16 protein-coding genes are annotated in these 16,792 nt (G+C 60.7%); 13 read left to right on the top strand and 3 right to left on the bottom strand.

The window, feature by feature from the left end:
- Window positions 1–5: 5 nt before the first annotated feature.
- The 9 genes from infA (at window position 6) to dsbD (ending at window position 6,166) form a co-directional block, all read left to right on the top strand.
- A complete protein-coding gene (gene infA, locus ACSBPU_RS22265; protein WP_009523889.1) occupies window positions 6–224 on the top strand; it encodes a translation initiation factor IF-1 in 219 nt (72 codons plus the stop codon).
- Window positions 225–257: 33 nt separating this feature from the next.
- Entirely contained in the window at window positions 258–371 is a 114-nt protein-coding gene (gene rpmJ / locus ACSBPU_RS22260; protein ID WP_003805360.1) for a 50S ribosomal protein L36, read from the top strand.
- 35 nt (window positions 372–406) lie between these two features.
- On the top strand, window positions 407–772 hold the full coding sequence (gene rpsM, locus ACSBPU_RS22255) for a 30S ribosomal protein S13 (RefSeq protein WP_180068526.1): 366 nt from the start codon (window positions 407–409) through the stop codon (window positions 770–772).
- A 14-nt stretch (window positions 773–786) separates the two neighbouring features.
- Window positions 787–1,188, top strand: coding sequence for a 30S ribosomal protein S11 (gene rpsK, locus ACSBPU_RS22250; RefSeq protein WP_180068528.1), 402 nt, complete (start codon window positions 787–789; stop codon window positions 1,186–1,188).
- Between the two features lie 11 nt (window positions 1,189–1,199).
- Entirely contained in the window at window positions 1,200–1,823 is a 624-nt protein-coding gene (gene rpsD / locus ACSBPU_RS22245; protein ID WP_180068530.1) for a 30S ribosomal protein S4, read from the top strand.
- 146 nt (window positions 1,824–1,969) lie between these two features.
- A complete protein-coding gene (locus ACSBPU_RS22240; RefSeq protein ID WP_180068532.1) occupies window positions 1,970–2,959 on the top strand; it encodes a DNA-directed RNA polymerase subunit alpha in 990 nt (329 codons plus the stop codon).
- Between the two features lie 196 nt (window positions 2,960–3,155).
- Window positions 3,156–3,539, top strand: a complete 384-nt coding sequence (gene rplQ / locus ACSBPU_RS22235) for a 50S ribosomal protein L17 (RefSeq protein ID WP_180068534.1) — start codon at window positions 3,156–3,158, stop codon at window positions 3,537–3,539.
- A 311-nt stretch (window positions 3,540–3,850) separates the two neighbouring features.
- The gene (gene cutA, locus ACSBPU_RS22230) at window positions 3,851–4,135 is read left to right on the top strand and encodes a divalent-cation tolerance protein CutA (RefSeq protein ID WP_442598489.1); all 285 of its coding nucleotides are present in this window, start codon (window positions 3,851–3,853) and stop codon (window positions 4,133–4,135) included.
- Between the two features lie 135 nt (window positions 4,136–4,270).
- Entirely contained in the window at window positions 4,271–6,166 is a 1,896-nt protein-coding gene (gene dsbD / locus ACSBPU_RS22225) for a protein-disulfide reductase DsbD (RefSeq protein ID WP_442598487.1), read from the top strand.
- 256 nt (window positions 6,167–6,422) lie between these two features.
- On the opposite strand, the gene hemB is transcribed toward dsbD, so the two are convergent.
- Together hemB and yihA are read right to left on the bottom strand one after the other, a co-directional pair.
- Window positions 6,423–7,433, bottom strand: coding sequence for a porphobilinogen synthase (gene hemB / locus ACSBPU_RS22220; protein WP_442594300.1), 1,011 nt, complete (start codon window positions 7,431–7,433; stop codon window positions 6,423–6,425).
- Window positions 7,430–8,053 carry a ribosome biogenesis GTP-binding protein YihA/YsxC gene (gene yihA / locus ACSBPU_RS22215; RefSeq protein ID WP_442594298.1) on the bottom strand — a complete coding sequence of 208 codons (624 nt, stop codon included), beginning with the start codon at window positions 8,051–8,053 and terminating at the stop codon, window positions 7,430–7,432. The genes hemB and yihA overlap by 4 nt, the downstream gene beginning before the upstream one ends.
- A 152-nt stretch (window positions 8,054–8,205) precedes the next feature.
- Between yihA and ACSBPU_RS22210 the strand changes: the two genes are divergently transcribed.
- The 4 genes from ACSBPU_RS22210 to ACSBPU_RS22195 all read left to right on the top strand — a co-directional run bounded on the left by ACSBPU_RS22210 (window position 8,206) and on the right by ACSBPU_RS22195 (window position 13,791).
- Entirely contained in the window at window positions 8,206–8,907 is a 702-nt protein-coding gene (locus ACSBPU_RS22210; RefSeq protein WP_442594296.1) for a c-type cytochrome, read from the top strand.
- Between the two features lie 120 nt (window positions 8,908–9,027).
- Window positions 9,028–11,088 carry a cytochrome c biogenesis protein ResB gene (locus tag ACSBPU_RS22205; protein ID WP_442594294.1) on the top strand — a complete coding sequence of 687 codons (2,061 nt, stop codon included), beginning with the start codon at window positions 9,028–9,030 and terminating at the stop codon, window positions 11,086–11,088.
- 10 nt (window positions 11,089–11,098) lie between these two features.
- Window positions 11,099–12,457 (top strand): c-type cytochrome biogenesis protein CcsB, encoded by a 1,359-nt coding sequence (gene ccsB, locus ACSBPU_RS22200; RefSeq protein ID WP_442594292.1) that lies wholly within the window; start codon window positions 11,099–11,101, stop codon window positions 12,455–12,457.
- Between the two features lie 302 nt (window positions 12,458–12,759).
- Entirely contained in the window at window positions 12,760–13,791 is a 1,032-nt protein-coding gene (locus tag ACSBPU_RS22195; RefSeq protein ID WP_442594290.1) for a GGDEF domain-containing protein, read from the top strand.
- Here ACSBPU_RS22195 and ACSBPU_RS22190 read toward each other — a convergent pair.
- Window positions 13,766–16,675: a putative bifunctional diguanylate cyclase/phosphodiesterase gene (locus ACSBPU_RS22190; RefSeq protein ID WP_442594288.1), complete on the bottom strand. Its 2,910-nt coding sequence runs from the start codon at window positions 16,673–16,675 to the stop codon at window positions 13,766–13,768. The genes ACSBPU_RS22195 and ACSBPU_RS22190 overlap by 26 nt on opposite strands.
- Window positions 16,676–16,792: the final 117 nt, after the last annotated feature.

Below are 16,792 nucleotides of genomic sequence, written 5' to 3'. Positions count from 1 at the left end.
AAAGAATGGCTAAAGACGACGTCATACAAATGCAGGGCGAGGTTCTCGAGAACCTTCCCAACGCAACTTTTCGCGTCAAGCTGGAAAATGGCCACGTAGTGCTTGGCCACATATCGGGCAAGATGCGTATGCATTACATCCGGATTCTGCCGGGGGACAAGGTCACAGTGGAGCTCACGCCCTATGATCTGTCTCGCGCCAGAATTGTTTTCCGCTCTAAATAGTAGCGGCCGGTTACAGGAAACTAGGAGTCAACCATGAAGGTAATGGCATCGGTAAAGCGGATCTGCCGCAACTGCAAGATCATCAAACGTCACGGCGTGGTGCGAGTCATCTGCACTGACCCACGTCACAAGCAGCGTCAAGGCTAATCGCCGACACGCAACGGATTTAACAAGGAACAGTCATGGCCCGTATTGCTGGCATCAACATTCCGCCGCATCAACACGCCGAAATCGGTCTTACCGCAATTTTTGGTATTGGTCGTACCCGTGCTCGCAAGATCTGCGAAGCATCGGGCATCGAGTATTCCAAGAAAGTGAAAGATCTGACCGACGCTGAACTCGAACGCATCCGCGAACACGTCGGCGTGTTCTCGGTCGAAGGCGATTTGCGTCGTGAAGTACAACTGTCGATCAAGCGTCTGATCGACCTGGGAACTTACCGGGGCATGCGCCACAAGCGTGGCCTGCCTGTACGCGGTCAACGCACCCGTACCAACGCCCGCACCCGCAAAGGGCCGCGTCGCGCTGCTGCTTCTCTGAAGAAATAATCGAGGATTAGAAGATGGCGAAAGCTTCCAACAGCGGCGCATCTCGCGTACGCAAGAAAATCAAGAAGAGCGTATCGGACGGCATCGCGCACGTCCATGCGTCCTTCAACAACACGATCATTACCATTACCGACCGTCAGGGCAACGCACTGTCCTGGGCTACGTCCGGTGGCGCCGGCTTCAAAGGCTCGCGCAAGTCCACACCGTTCGCAGCGCAGGTTGCAGCCGAATCGGCTGGCCGCGTCGCTCTGGAATACGGTATCAAGACGCTTGAAGTCCGCATCAAGGGCCCCGGTCCCGGCCGCGAGTCTTCCGTGCGTGCGCTGAACGCGCTGGGCATCAAGATCGCCAGCATTTCAGACATCACGCCGGTGCCGCACAATGGCTGCCGTCCGCCCAAGCGTCGTCGCATCTAAGGGGAAGCATCTTGGCACGTTATATTGGACCTAAATGCAAGCTCTCGCGCCGCGAGGGTACCGACTTGTTCTTGAAGAGCGCACGTCGTTCGCTCGATTCGAAGTGCAAGATCGAATCCAAGCCCGGTCAGCACGGCCGCACCTCCGGTGCCCGTACCTCCGACTTCGGCCTGCAACTGCGTGAAAAGCAAAAGCTCAAGCGCATGTACGGTGTTCTGGAAAAGCAATTCCGCAAATACTTCGCTGAAGCTGAGCGTCGCCGTGGCAACACCGGCGAGACCCTGATTCAGTTGCTGGAATCGCGCCTGGACAACGTCGTGTATCGCATGGGTTTCGGTTCCACGCGCGCTGAAGCGCGCCAGCTGGTCAACCACCGCGCAATCGAACTCAACGGCCACACCGCCGACATCGCTTCGATGCTGGTCAAGGCAGGTGACGTCATCTCGGTTCGCGAGAAGGCGAAATCGCAGGGCCGTATCAAGGAATCGCTCGATCTGGCAACCGGCAACGGGCTGCCCCAGTGGGTCGAAGTCGACACCAGCAAGCTCACCGGTACCTTCAAGCAGGCTCCGGATCGTGCTGATGTCGCCCGCGACGTCAACGAATCGATGGTCGTCGAGCTGTATTCGCGCTAATCGTTTCAAGCAGCACCGCATCGCATCGCTGAAGCCCACTTGCCGGTTCCGGAGGTGGGCTTCGCGATGGAAATCGCCGGGTATTCCGGTCTGTCCGTCAGCCTTATCGGTGTAACGAGCCGAGGGTATTGAAAAGGAACATATCCATGTCGTCTCAAGGTTTTCTGAAACCCCGTTCTATCGAAGTCGAGCCCCTGGGCAAGAATCACGCCAAAGTCATCATGGAGCCGTTCGAGCGCGGTTACGGCCACACGCTGGGCAACGCCCTGCGCCGTATCCTGCTGTCCTCGATGACCGGCTACGCACCCACCGAAGTCCAAATGACGGGTGTCGTGCATGAATACTCGACGATCGCCGGCGTGCGTGAAGACGTGGTGGATATCCTGCTGAACCTGAAAGGGGTCGTGTTCAAGCTGCACAACCGCGAAGAAGTCACGCTTGTCCTGCGCAAGCAAGGGCCGGGCGTCGTGGTGGCCAGCGACATCGAGTTGCCTCACGACGTCGAGATCATCAATCCCGACCACGTGATCGCGACGCTGACCGAAGCCGGAAAGCTCGAGATGCAGATCAAGGTGGAACAGGGACGCGGATACGTTCCCGGCAACGTTCGTGCTCTTTCCGACGACCGTACCCATACCATCGGCCGCATTCTTCTCGATGCTTCCTACAGTCCGGTCCGCCGTGTCAGCTATGCCGTCGAAAGCGCTCGCGTCGAACAGCGCACCGACCTGGACAAGCTGGTTCTCGACATACAGACCAACGGTGTCATCTCGCCCGAAGAAGCCGTACGCCAATCGGCGCGCATTCTTATGGACCAGATCTCGGTATTCGCCGCCCTGGAAGGTGCCGGCGATTCCTACGACAGCGTACCGTCGCGTGGTGCGCCTCAGATCGATCCGGTTCTGCTGCGCCCGGTCGACGACCTGGAACTCACCGTCCGGTCTGCGAACTGCCTGAAGGCCGAGAACATCTACTACATCGGCGATCTGATCCAGCGCACCGAGAACGAGTTGCTCAAGACCCCGAACCTGGGCCGCAAGTCGCTCAACGAAATCAAGGAAGTCCTTGCCGCGCGTGGCCTGACGCTGGGCATGAAGCTCGAGAACTGGCCGCCTTTGGGCCTGGAACGCCCCTGATCCATGGCATGGGGTCAGACCCCATACGGGGTCTGGCCCCGCGACGGAACCGGCGCCCTTCGCCTTGGGGTTTCTCAAGGAAAAGGGGCACGCTTTTTGTGGTAAAGTTTCGCCTCCCGGACCGCAGCCTGGCTGATAGAAGATCCGGTCAACCAACGGAAATGTCTCCGTTCAATTAGATTCAAAGGAAATCATCATGCGTCACCGTAGTGGCCTGCGTAAATTAAATCGCACCAGCAGTCATCGTCTTGCCATGTTCCGCAACATGGCTGTTTCCCTGATCACACACGAAGCCATCAAGACTACCTTGCCCAAGGCCAAGGAATTGCGTCGCGTGGTGGAACCCCTGATCACTCTGGGCAAAGAACCCACCCTGGCCAACAAGCGCCTGGCATTTGCCCGCCTTCGCGATCGCGACGCCGTGGTCAAGCTGTTTGCCGAAATCGGCCCCCGCTACAAAGAGCGCAACGGTGGTTACACCCGCGTTCTGAAGATGGGCTTCCGTCAAGGCGACAACGCTCCCATGGCATTCATGGAGCTCGTGGATCGTCCTGAAGTCGAAGTTGCCGACGCTGAATAAGTTTGGATGAAGGGGTGGGACCCCGTATGGGGTCCCACCCCACGCGTATGTACAAGGGGCCAGACCCCGCTTGAGGGTCTGGCCCTGCACGTATTGCACAAGGGGTCAGACCCTGTACGGGGTCTGACCCCATAAAAACGGGCTTCGGCCCGTTTTTTTTGAGCCGGTTAAAATGACAGGCCCTTGTCCTTTGTGGAATATCGCGCGTGAGCTCTGAATCACCGTCGGCCCAAACGCCGGTCCCGCATCCTTCCGGTTACGCCGCTCTGGCAAGCCACGATGTCGTGGTCGTCCTGACCAATGCGCCCGATATGCTGCTGGCCAAGCGCATTGCGCATATCCTCGTCGAAGAGCATCTTGCCGCCTGTGTGAACCTTGGGCAATCCGGATTGTCCATGTATATGTGGCAGGGTGCGCTGGAAGGCGCCGACGAGATTCCCATCACCATCAAGACGACGGGAGTCCGGGCGCCGCAGATGATCGCCAGGCTGCTGGCGCTGCATCCCTACGAGGTCCCTGAAGTCCTGGTGCTGCCCGTCATAGGGGGTACCAGCGAGTATCTGGAATGGGTGCGCGCCCAAGCATCCCGGGAATAGGCAGTTGGGCTAGGGCCGCTTAGCTTTCGGTGTCACCAGGCCCTTAAACACAATAAGGAAAGTCGAATGTTGCAGTATCAGCGGTCGTTGGCGGCCCAGGCAAGCGTGTGCAATACGAATGGCGGATTCATGCGCATGGGCGTCGCCATCACCGGATTGGCCGCGGTGCTGCGGATATTCGTCATCCTGGGCTTGCTGTTTTCCGCTGTTGCGGCGATACGGCCGGCATACGCCGAAGAGGACTTCCTGCCGCCGGACGAAGCCTTCGTGCTGTCCGTGGCGCATACGTCGCCGACCGAGCTGGCGGTACACTTTCGCGTTGCGCCCAAATACTACATGTACCGCGAGCGCTTCGCCTTCGCCACACAGCCCGAAGCCGCTGCGGAGTCGATCGGCCAGCCGCAGTATCCCGCAGGCATCGTCAAATACGACCCCACCTTCGAACAGGATCTCGAAGTCTATTATGACCAGGTCCTGGTAAGGTTGCCGCTGCTTCCCGGCCGCGAACAGGCATTTACGCTTGCCATCACCAGCCAGGGCTGCGCGGACGCAGGGCTGTGCTATCCGCCCATGACACAAGAGATCACGCTGACGCCGGTCGAGGGCGGCTACGCGGCGAGCGGCGCCGGCGTGGTGGCCCAGCTGCCGGCCTCCGCCTTCTCGGCCGCTTCAGGCCCCAGCGAAGCACGGGGTCTGGTCAGCGCGCTGAACCTGGGGGATACGGGTTTCGCCGACTATTTATCGAACGCAGGATGGCTGCAGGTGATTGCGCTGTGCCTGCTCTTGGGCCTCCTGCTGTCGTTCACGCCTTGTGTGCTTCCCATGGTGCCCATCCTGCTGGCAATCCTGGCGGGCGATGCGGCCGGTGGCAAGCCGGCATCTCGCTGGAAGGGGCTCTCCCTGGCGGCCGCTTTCGTACTGGGCATGTCGCTGGTATACACCGTGCTTGGCATCGTGGCCGGGCTGATCGGCGCAAGCCTTGCCGTCTGGCTGCAAACGCCCTGGGTGCTCGCGATCTTCGCATTGCTGCTGCTGGTCCTGGCGCTGGCCATGTTCGATGTCTTCACGCTACAGGTTCCCACCGGCATGCAGACCGCCTTGAACCGGCGCTTGTCCGCGATCCCGGGAGGGCGTTATGGCGGCGTGTTCCTGATGGGGATGATATCGGCCCTCATTGTCGGACCGTGCATCGCTGCTCCGCTGGCCGGCGTGCTGCTGTTCATTTCCCAGACCGGCGACCTGGTGCTGGGCGGTACCGCCTTGTTTGCGCTGGCATGGGGCGAAGGCCTATTGCTGTTGGCCGTGGGCGCTTCGTCGGGCCTGCTGCTGCCCAAGGCGGGCCCCTGGATGAATCGCGTCAAATACCTGTTCGGTATCCTCCTGGTCGCCACGGCATGGTGGATGGTCAATTCCATCCTGCCTGCCTGGCTCTACATGCTGGGATGGGCCTTGCTGGCATTGTGGGCGTCGGCCTTGATGGGCACTTTCGACACGGCAGGCACTGAAAGCGGTCCTGTCCGGCACCTGGGCAAGGCCCTGGGGCTGCTGCTTGCCGTCTGGGCGGCGATCGTGCTGGTCGGCGTATCGGCGGGCGGCCGCGATCTGTTCCGGCCGCTGGCGCCCTTCACGCCGGCCGCAGGGGTGCTTGCAGGATCCGGCGCACAGGCGTCGCCTGTCGCGTTCACGCGTGTGCATTCGGTGCAGGAACTCGATAACCTGCTGGCGAACACCAATAAGCCGGTGATGCTGGATTTTTACGCAGATTGGTGCGTGTCCTGCATAGAAATGGAAAAATTCACGTTCAGCGATCCAGGCGTGGCGGCATTGATGTCGCGGTTCGTCCTGGTCCAGGCGGATGTCACCGGGAACACGCCCGAAGACAGGGAGCTGCTCAAGCGTTTTCGGCTGTTCGGCCCGCCGGGCATCATTTTTTTCGATTCCCAAGGCTCGGAACTTGAACGCACGCGCGTGGTGGGTTTCAAGAATGCCCGGGAATTCTCGGCCGTGCTTTCTACCGTGTTGAGCGATTGACCGCGGCAAGAAAAAACGCCAGTACAGGACTGTACTGGCGCAAATGCTACCGCAACAAACTCGAGTCGCTGTCGCCAGCGCCCGAGACATCGACACCATAACCGCAGTTGCCGCGAATGTCCATAGCGGCGAGGCTCCCGGCCGGCAAAAAAGCATGGGGTCAGACCCCATACGGGGTCTGACCCCTATCCTGGCACTTATGTCCGTGTGGCGCTGGGGTCAGACCCCATGCGGGGTCTGACCCCTACCTTGCCACCTATGCCCGCATGAGCTTGGCGGCTTCGATTGCGAAGTAAGTAAGAATGCCGTCGCCGCCCGCGCGCTTGAAGGCGATCAGGGACTCCATCATGACTTTGTCGTGCTCCAGCCAGCCGTTGGCGGCCGCTGCCTTGATCATCGCGTACTCGCCGCTTACCTGATAGGCATAGGTCGGCATGCCGAAGGTGTTCTTCACATCGCGCAGGATATCCAGATAGGGCAGGCCGGGCTTGACCATGACCATGTCGGCTCCTTCACGGATGTCCATGGCGACTTCGCGCAGCGCTTCGTTGCGGTTGGCGGGATCCATCTGGTAGGTGAACTTGTTGGACTTGCCCAGATTGCTGGCGGAGCCGACCGCATCGCGGAAGGGGCCGTAGAACGCGCTGGCGTACTTGGCCGAATAGGCCATGATCCGGGTGTAGATATGCTGTCCGGACTCCAGCGCCTGCCGGATGGCGCCGATCCGGCCGTCCATCATGTCGGAAGGCGCGACGATGTCGACGCCGGCCTGGGCCTGAACAAGCGCCTGCCTGGACAGGATCTCGACCGTGGGCTCGTTCAGCACATAGCCCTCATCATCGATGACGCCGTCCTGGCCATGGCTGGTGTACGGGTCCAGCGCGACGTCGGTCAGGATGCCAAGCTCTGGAAAGCGTTGCTTGAGCGACGCCACGATGCGCGGCACCAGGCCGTCCGGGTTGGCGGCTTCGATGCCGTCAGGTGTCTTCAATTGCGGATCGATGACCGGGAACAGCGCCAGCACTGGTATGCCCAGTTCGACGCATTCCTGCGCCACGGCCAGCAAGGTGTCGGGGGAATAGCGCACGATACCCGGCATGGAAGGCACTGGCTCTTGCACGCCCTGGCCTTCGCGGACGAATACGGGGTAGATCAGGTCGTTCGTCGTAAGAACGTTTTCCCGGACCAGGCGGCGCGAGAATTCGTCGCGGCGATTGCGGCGCGGGCGTGCGGCGGGGAAGTCGGCGGGGAGAATGAAAGATGTCATGGCACAACCTTGGGAGAAATCCAGTTTTCAATATGCGCGGTGGCGTCTTCGATGCCGATGCGGTGAGTGGCCGAAAAGGGCAGTGCCTTGAGCGCGCCCAGATCGGCGAGTTGTTTCCGGACCTCGGCGACGGCGCGTACCCGCTGCCCATAGGGCAGTTTGTCGGCCTTGGTCAGCAGAGCAAGCACCGGAATGCGGGTGGGGGCGACCCAGTCGGCCAGGCGGCGGTCGAGGTCGGTGACGCCCCGGCGTATGTCGATGAGCATCACGATGCCGGCCAGCGAGCTGCGTTCGCGCAGGTAGCCGCCCAGCACGTCGGCCCACTCTTCCCGTGCCTGTTGGGCCACCGAGGCGTAGCCATAGCCCGGCAAGTCGACGAGAAAGCCCAGGAAGGCGTCGGGCTCGACCGGATCCGGTATGCCGAACATATTGATCAGGCGGGTGCGGCCGGGTGTCTTGCTGGAAAAGGCCAGCCGACGCTGATTGGTCAGCACATTGATGGCCGAGGACTTGCCGGAATTGGAGCGGCCGACGAAACAGACTTCCGCCGTGGTCGGCGCCGGAAGCTGGTCGAGCCGGGCGGCGGAGGTGGTGAAAGCGGCGCGATGCAAAATGGACACAGGGTTACCTAGATCGGTTTAATTTATACGCTATTGTATAATCGCAGGTTTGAAACAGTTGCGTCATTTCCATTTCGGGTTCCTTGCATGGAAGTGGCATTGTCATCGTGGTGTCTACGGCACCGGATCGAATAGCGATCGTCGAGGTCTTCATGAAGCGTGTGCTTTCCAGAATCGTAGTTGCCAGCGGCCTGCTGCTGGGCTCTCCCGTAGTTTCACTTGTCCATGCCGCCGATGCGGCAGGCGCCAAGCCCGATGCCGCCAAGGGTGAGCAACTTTATGTCAACGGCGATGCCGCACGCGGCATTCTGGCCTGTGCCAGCTGCCACGGCGACGCCGGCAATAGCACCATTCCCGCCAACCCCAATCTGTCGGGACAGGCCCATGAATACATCGTCAAGCAATTGATCGATTTCGCCCCCAAAGACGACAAGACCCCGCCCGCGCGCCGTGGTCCTGGCGGTGCCAATTCCGTCATGACCGCTTTCGCTACCCCGCTGACGGCCGAAGACCGCCAGAACATCGCGCTGTTCCTGGCTATGCAAACCCCTAACCCCGAAGCCGCGGCCAGCGCCACCAATGAAGCCACCATGGAACGCGGCCAGCATATCTGGCGCGGCGGCCTGCCCGACCGCAAGGTGCCGGCCTGTGCAGGCTGCCATTCGCCCAATGGCGCAGGCATACCGGGCGCCTATCCGCGTTTGTCGGGCCAGTTCCCGTCCTACATTGCCGAACAGCTCAAGCTGTTCCGCAGCGGCGACCGCGCCAACAACACAATCATGCACGATATCGCCGACCGTATGTCCGACGCGGACATCGCCGCGGTAGCGGACTACGCCGCCGGCTTGCGTTAAAACAAAAAACTTGGGGGTCAGACCCTGTACAGGGTCTGACCCCTTACAGAGTACCGGGTCTGATTCCCATTTTCAGGTCTAAAATAAGAGGGGAGGCACGTTTGCCGTCCCCTCTTTTTCATGAATTCTGCCTCTGTGAACACTGCCACTTCCAAGCGCCGACTCAGCGCGGACATCCTCGAACTGCTTGGCTCCATGCGCTTTGCCGTCAGCCTGCTGGTGTTCATTTGCGTAGCCAGCCTCATCGGCACGGTATTGCAGCAGAATCAGGCGGCCAGCGCCTACATCGATCAGTTCGGCCCATTCTGGTTCGCCCTGTTCGACAAATTCTCTATCTGGCATATCTACAACAGCTGGTGGTTCCTGGTGGTCATGGGCTTCCTGGTCGTATCCACCACCATCTGCCTGTTGCGCAATTCGCCCAAGATGATCAAGGATGCGCGTTCATTTCGCGAATACGTGCGCGCCAGCAGCCTGCGCTCCTTTCACCATCGCGTAGAAGCCACTTCCGCCTTGTCCACGGCCGATGCCCTGGCGGGCATGCAGCAATGGCTGAGCGCCCAGGGCTATAAGTACAAGCTGCGTCACGATGGCGACAGCGTCATGGTGGCTGCCAAGAAGGGCGGCGCGAATCGGCTGGGCTATATCTTTGCCCATGCGGCCATCGTCGTGGTCTGCGTGGGCGGGCTTCTGGACAGCGAACTGCCGGTTCGCCTGCAGGTATGGCTGGGTGGCAAGGTCCCCCTCACCGAGAACATGCTGATCTCCGATGTCCCTGACACCGGGCTGCTTTCGCCAGCGAACCCCAGCTTCCGGGCCAACATGCTGGTTCCTGAAGGCGCCACCAGCAGCAACGGCATCATCAGCGTGGATAACGGCGTGCTGGTGCAGCCGCTGCCCTTCGCGCTCAAGCTCAACAAATTCATCGTGGACTACTACTCCACGGGTATGCCCAGCAGTTTCAAGAGCGAAGTCGAGGTCACCGATCCGGAAACGGGCGCGTCGTTTTCTCAAACCATAGAAGTCAACGAACCTCTGCGCTACAAAGGCGTCACGGTCTATCAATCCAGTTTCGATGACGGCGGCAGCACGCTGCAGATGGTGGGGTATCCGCTGCAGGGCGCCGTGAGCCGCCCCTTCGACCTGAACGGCGTGGTCGGCAAAGATGCTGAATTGACGGTCGAGGGCGAGGGGAAAGGCATACCCCTGAAGGTCGAATTCTCCGGCCTGCGTGTCATCAACGTCGAGGACCTGTCGGGCGACGCCGAACCCCAGCCCAAGGCCATGATCGAGCACGTGGCGGCCGTTACCGGCAGCGCGGCGGGTGCGCGTAATGAACATCTTACGAATGTCGGGCCCAGCGTGCAATACCGCATCATAGGCAGCGATGGCCAGGCTTATGAGTTCACCAACTATATGCTCCCCATCGTGCTCGATGGCGTTCCGGTGTTCCTGGCGGGCGTGCGGGAATCAGCCTCGGTGCCGTATCGCTACATCCGCATACCGGTGGACGACAAGAATTCGGTTGCCGAATTCATGGATTTGCGCGCCGCACTGGCGGACCCGGCCATGGTCCGCCTGGCCGTGCAGCGTTTCGTCGCGAAGAACCGCAGCGGCGATCTGCCTGAAGAACTGCTCCAGAAAGCGGCCGAGAACGCGTTGCTTACATTCCGCCGCGCGGGCTTCAACGGCATCATCGACCATGTGCCCGAACAGGACCGCGAGAACGTGCTCGGCTTTGCCGTGCCGATGATCCAGCTGTCCCTGATCGAATTGCGCAATGCCATGCGCGAGCGCTCGGGCCGTCCGGCAATCGACTATGATGGGCCTCAGGGCCAGGCGGCGGATCAATGGATGCAAATGGCGCTGCTCGGGCTGGCCAACCTGCCCGATTATCCTGCGCCCGTATTCATGACGCTCAAGTCTTTCGATCAGGTCGAGGCCAGCGTGTTCCAGGTGGCGCGCAGCCCTGGCAAGAATACGGTTTATCTTGGGTGCCTGTTGCTCGTGATCGGCGTGTTTTCCATGTTCTACATACGCGATCGCCGCATCTGGATATGGATCAAGCCGCATGAGAGCGGCAGCGACATCATGGCCGCCATGACATCACAGAAACGCACGCTCGACTTCACGCACGAGTTCGAACGCTTCAAAGAGGCGTTCAAGCGCTTCACCACTTAACGAGGTTCCTATGTCCGAAACCATCATTCAATCGAACGCCGCCGGCTGGCAACCGTCGATGACGGTGAGCGGCGATTCGCGTGGTCAGCGAGGCAAGCCCGACTGGACCGACATCGTCTTTTTCCTGGTCCTCGCGGCGGGGGCGTTCTATGCGCTCAACGCATACAGCGCCAATATGGACTACTACGAAAAAGCCATTCTCTGTGGCACGGTCGTGGGCCTGAGCTGGATGGCGTGGCTGTGGCGACCCTTGCGCACCATCATGATCGCTTGCGGCGCCAGCGCGCTTTTCGCCATCTGGCTATACAGCGGGGGCCAAGGCTTGGCCCAGGGCGACATCACGCGCGCAGAGAACGTGTTCTTCCTGAAGTACCTCTTCTCGTCCCAGTCGGCCATACTCTGGATGTGCGCACTTTTCGTGCTGGCCATGGTCTGTTATTGGGCGGGATTCCTCAGCAAGACGGCCGCCTGGCTTGGCACGGCGCTGACCTGGGGGGCCGTCTACGCGGGCACCACCGGCATGCTGGTGCGCTGGCGCGAAGGCCATTTGCTCGGGCCGGACATCGGCCATATTCCCGTCAGCAACCTGTACGAAGTCTTCGTCCTGTTCGCGCTGATCACCGCGCTGTTCTATCTTTACTACGAACGCCGTTATGCCACCCGCGCGCTGGGCGGTTTCGTGCTCATGGTCATCAGCTCGGCCGTGGTCTTCCTGCTATGGTATTCGTTCACCCGCGACGCCTTCCAGATCCAGCCGCTGGTGCCGGCGCTCAAGAGCTGGTGGATGAAGCTGCATGTACCCGCCAACTTCATCGGCTACGGCACTTTCTCGCTAGCGGCCATGGTGGGCTTCGCCTACCTGGTCAAAGAACATGGCGAAACCCGCTCGGTCGGCAAGCTCGTACCGCTGTTCCTGCTCGGCGCCATTCTGTGCGCTGAACCCCTGGTATTCAGCTCGGGCCAGTTCTCTGCCACCTGGATGCTGTATTTCGGCCTTGGAGCCATCATCGTCGGCGTCATCCTGGCCTTCCGGCGCCCCATAGCCCGCAAGCTGCCGTCGCTGGAAATCCTGGACGACATCATGTACCGCGCCATCGCCGTGGGATTCGCGTTTTTCACGGTGGCCACGATACTGGGCGCCTTATGGGCCGCCGACGCCTGGGGCACCTACTGGCAGTGGGATCCCAAGGAGACCTGGGCGCTTATCGTGTGGCTGAATTACGCGGCATGGCTGCACATGCGGCTCATGAAAGGCTTGCGCGGAACCATGGCCGCCTATTGGGCGCTGGCTGGGTTGCTGGTCACCAGCTTCGCCTTCCTGGGCGTCAATATGTTCCTGTCCGGGCTGCATTCTTACGGCGAACTGTAAGCGGTCGAGGGGTCAGACCCTTGGGTCTGACCCCCGGCGGGCTCTATGGCAGTTCTTTGTGGGGTCAGACCCCGTACGGGGTCTGACCCCTTGGCGTGTTCCATGGCAGCTCCTTATGGGCTCAGACCCCATGCGGGGTCTGAGCCCTTTCCAAGCGTGCCTGATCCGCGCCGCCATTCTTTGCTGGCATATATATCTGGATATTGTAGAATTTACAGTTGGACGCTCGACGACATACAATGTCATGGTTGGCGCGGGCTCGAACAGCCTATCTACATATGCAGCAATAATAACCAATAACCATGTTGGCAGCCTCGAAAGCATCGAACAATCAAGCCCGTGCAGACAGCCTGACCGTGGATGCGCTCGATGCCAACCTGCGCCTCTTGAACGAATTCCTTCCGGTGCAAGGCTGGGCCTGCATGTCCAGCGTCGTGGGTGCGCAGCCGCTAGCCGTGGGCACCGGCGCATTCACCAGTCCGACGGTGGACACGCTCACTGCCTTGGCGGGTGGCCAATGGGTCGAAAGCCGGGCCCTTGCGCATCTTTTTACACGCAGCCTGAATGCCGCCGAGCAGCTGCAGTTTTTCACCGGCCATCTTCAAGACGTGCAGGCGGGCGACTGCCTGCTGAAATTCAATCTGTTCAATGAGCGCCAGGAGCCGACCGGCTGCATTCTGGGCATCGCGGAACAGGCGGTCATAGACGGCGCGACGCACGAGGACTGGCGCCGTGTCAGGGCCTGCGCGCGCACTATTTCATTCACGGTGGATCTTTGTGCTGAACTGCTTGTCGCCAACGAGCTGGTCAACGAGATGCAGCGCGACGTTTTCATCGACGCGCTGACCGGCGTGCTGAATCGGGCGGGATGGATGCGCCGGCTCAAGCAGATCGAAGCCCAATGCATGAAATCCGGTGCCGATGCCGCCATTGTCATGTTCGACCTGGACTTCCTGAAAGTCGTCAACGACACCCATGGCCACTCCGCGGGCGACGACCTCCTGCGCCTGACCGCGCAGACGATATCCTCCGCCTTGCGCAGTTCGGACTCGGTGGGCAGGCTGGGCGGCGATGAATTCGGTGTGGTGACCTACAGCACCACGCCGGCCATTGCGCAGCTGCTGATCGCGCGGCTTGAGTCCGCGCTTGCCCGCGTGAACGTCAACGTGTCGCTTGGCATGGCGCTCAAGTCCGAGGCCGGCACGCTTGAGTCCGCGCTGGAACTGGCGGACGAGCGCATGTACGCCTACAAGCGCAACAAGACGGTGCCCCGCAGCGTTCGCCGCCCGATCCTGACCGAAACCGAAGCTAGTCTCGATTCTGCCGCAAGATGAACGACCTGGTATCCGGGTCGGACACCAGGTCCAGGATGGAAGTCGCGTTCAGGATGTCAATGGGCGGCTTCGCCTTGGAAACCGCGTAACCCTGCACATAGTCTATGCCCATTTCCTTCAGGGCCTCCAGCGTGTCGCAGTCTTCCACCCATTCCGCGATGCTCTTCATGCCCAGGTTGCGGGCGAGTTCGCTGATGGTGCGCACGATGGCCTTGTTGGTCTCGTGGGCCAGCATATCCTTGATCAGCGCGCCATCGATCTTGATGGCGTCGGCCGGCAGCTCCTTCAGGTACGAGAACGAGGAATAACCGGCGCCGAAGTCGTCCAGCGCGATGTGGGCGCCCATGCGACGCAGGCGCAGCATGAACTGCCGCGTGCGATTCAGATCCTGCAGCGCGACGCCCTCGGTGATCTCGACATACAGGAGCTTGCACAGATGCTCATAGCGCTCCAGGATGCTGAACAGCGAATTGATGAACTTCTCGTCGTTCAGGGACACGCCGCTCAGGTTCACGTTGACGAAGCGGGTGCTTGGCAGGCGGCTTTCGTGTTTTGCCAGCCATTCCAGCGTCGCCGTGAACACCCACTTGTCTATCAGGGTGATGGTGCCGTTCTCTTCGGCGGAGGCGATGAATTTTCCGGAAGGAATGAGCGAACCCGTGGAATCGCGCACCCGCAGCAGCGCCTCGAAGTTGAGCGATTCCATGGGGCTGTCCAGCGACATGATCGGCTGCATGTCCAGATACAGGCCGCGTGGCGAATGACCGCCTTCCAGCTGGTCGAACAGCCGGAGCTCTTCCGCATGTTCCTGCAGTTCCAGGGAGTTTTCCTCGTATACCATCACATCGCGGCGGCGCTTGCGGGCGTCCCGGCAGGCATGGCTGGCGGCGGAAATCGCATCTTTGACCGTCATGCCCATGTTCAGCGCCACGACGCCCATGGCGGTGGCGATCTGGAAGGCGCGGGCGCCGATGTTGAAGGACGTCGTGTTGATGCTGTCGCTGACCTGGGTGGCGAGTTTCTTGGCTTCCGCCGCAGTGCATCCGGTAAACAGAATCACGAATTCGTCGCCGCCGATGCGTCCCACCTTTTGTTCTTCGGTCAGGTTGGCCTGGATCCGTTCGCAGACCAGCTTCAGGACTTCGTCGCCGGCGGTATGTCCGAACAGCCCATTGATGCGCTTGAAGTGCTCGAGGTCGAGGTAGGCCAGCGCGCAGGGCACGCCTTGCGCAACGCTGTTCAGGGCCTCCTTGACGGCTTTTTCTATGCCGCGTCGATTCAATACCTCGGTGAGCGGATCGTTGTCGGCCAGGGAACGCAAACGCTGTATGGTCTGCGTACGTGCCGTGACGTCGAGCAGGGAGCCGTCGATATGGCTACCGGACAGGGCCGCCTGAAGGACGAAATGCTGCGGCCGGCCAGCTTTGGATGCGGAGTCGAGCAGCTTGATTTCGACTTCGTTGCCCGCTTTTGTCGCGCTCGCGACAGCGGCCCATTCCTGGGGTTCGAAATAGTCGGTCCAGCGACTGGTTTGGCCGTGGCGGGCCGGAATGCCGAGCATCTGTTCCAGGACCTGCGACATGCGCAGAAAGACGCCGGAAGAGTCGAGGGTGAACATTCCCACCGGTGTCATCGCATAATTGCTGATCAGCTCGGTCTGGACGCGAATGCGCTCCAGCGTGTCCTCGCGCATGCGCTCGGCCACCGCCAGCGCAACCGTGACGCTGGACAGAAGCAGGGCAATGACGCCGTTGAAGATGTCGGTGAACTCCGTGCGGCCGAACAGAGCGATGAGAATTCCCGAAAACATGACGCACAGCGCCATGCTCAGGGCTACCACATGCCACATCCAGAACCGGGATGGGGTACGGTAGATATTGAGCGCCAGGAGGAAAGCCACGACCAGGATGCCGAATCCGCAGGTGACCCACATCAGGGGCTCGAACCATTCATAGGGCAAGAGAAACGAGCCGGCCAGCAATGCGAGCCCCGACCATTGCGCCGCCCGCAGCAAACGAGGGTGGCTGACGTTGTGCGCACCCCGGAAAAGCTGCGTGAAAAGCGTATAGGTCAGCAGGAAATAAGCGGCGACGGTGACTTGGCGAATGAACGGCATCCATTCCATGGGGATGCTGTGCCCCAGCCAGTGGTTGTCCCACCCCATGGCGTAGGCGCCCAGGCGCAGGTTGCCCACCAGCCAGGCAGCCAGGAGCAGATAGGTCCATGTCTTGGTCGTCAGGGCAATGACGACAATGAACAGCGCCATGGTCAACAGGCCGCCTTCCAGCAGGCCCATGCCGCGCTCATAGCGATTATTGGACTTGATCAGGTCCGGCGTGTCCCAGAGATTCACGGAGAGCGCGCCGGTTTCCGACAATTTCGCCTTACAAAGAATCGAGGCCGGCAGCGGCACACCGTCGAGAGCGATCGAGTAGCCCTGCTTGGAGATGCGGATGGAGCCTTGGGTGTTGCGCTGTTCGACCTCTCCGAGCGTCGTCATGCTGTGCACATTCCAGCAGGATAGCGACTGGAGCAGCCGGGTCGGAATTTCCAGCGCCGAATGGGCAAGGCTGGCGTCGCCTGGCACGTTGATCAGCAGCCAGCTGGCGGGACTGACGGGAGCGGCCGGATTCGGGGCGCGGCCCTTGAGATCGGCCAGGGCGCCATATGGAGTCAGTATGGCGTCCGGATCCGGGACATGCCGGAATTCGAGCCGTTGGGCGTTCGTGGCCGGGTAGCGCTCGGGCAGAAGCATGACGGCCAGCACGGAGCACAACACAATGATCGCAGGAAGCAGATAGAGCGAAAAATAATAGATCAGCCGGCTTCGGAGGCTTGTGATCCTCTTGCCCAGCTTCCTGCGAGTTATAGTCGAGACCGTCATGATCTATAAGGCCAGCCCTTGTCTTGTGCGATGATACAGCGGCCGCTCCAGTGAAAGCGGCCAGGGATTGCCCCACATCTGCTTAACGGCACCGAATTCACATTCTTTATGCCGCAG

The organism is Parapusillimonas sp. JC17 (assembly GCF_052180245.1).
Classification (GTDB): Bacteria; Pseudomonadota; Gammaproteobacteria; order Burkholderiales; family Burkholderiaceae_B; genus Parapusillimonas.
This window is presented reverse-complemented; position numbering and strand designations above follow the sequence as displayed.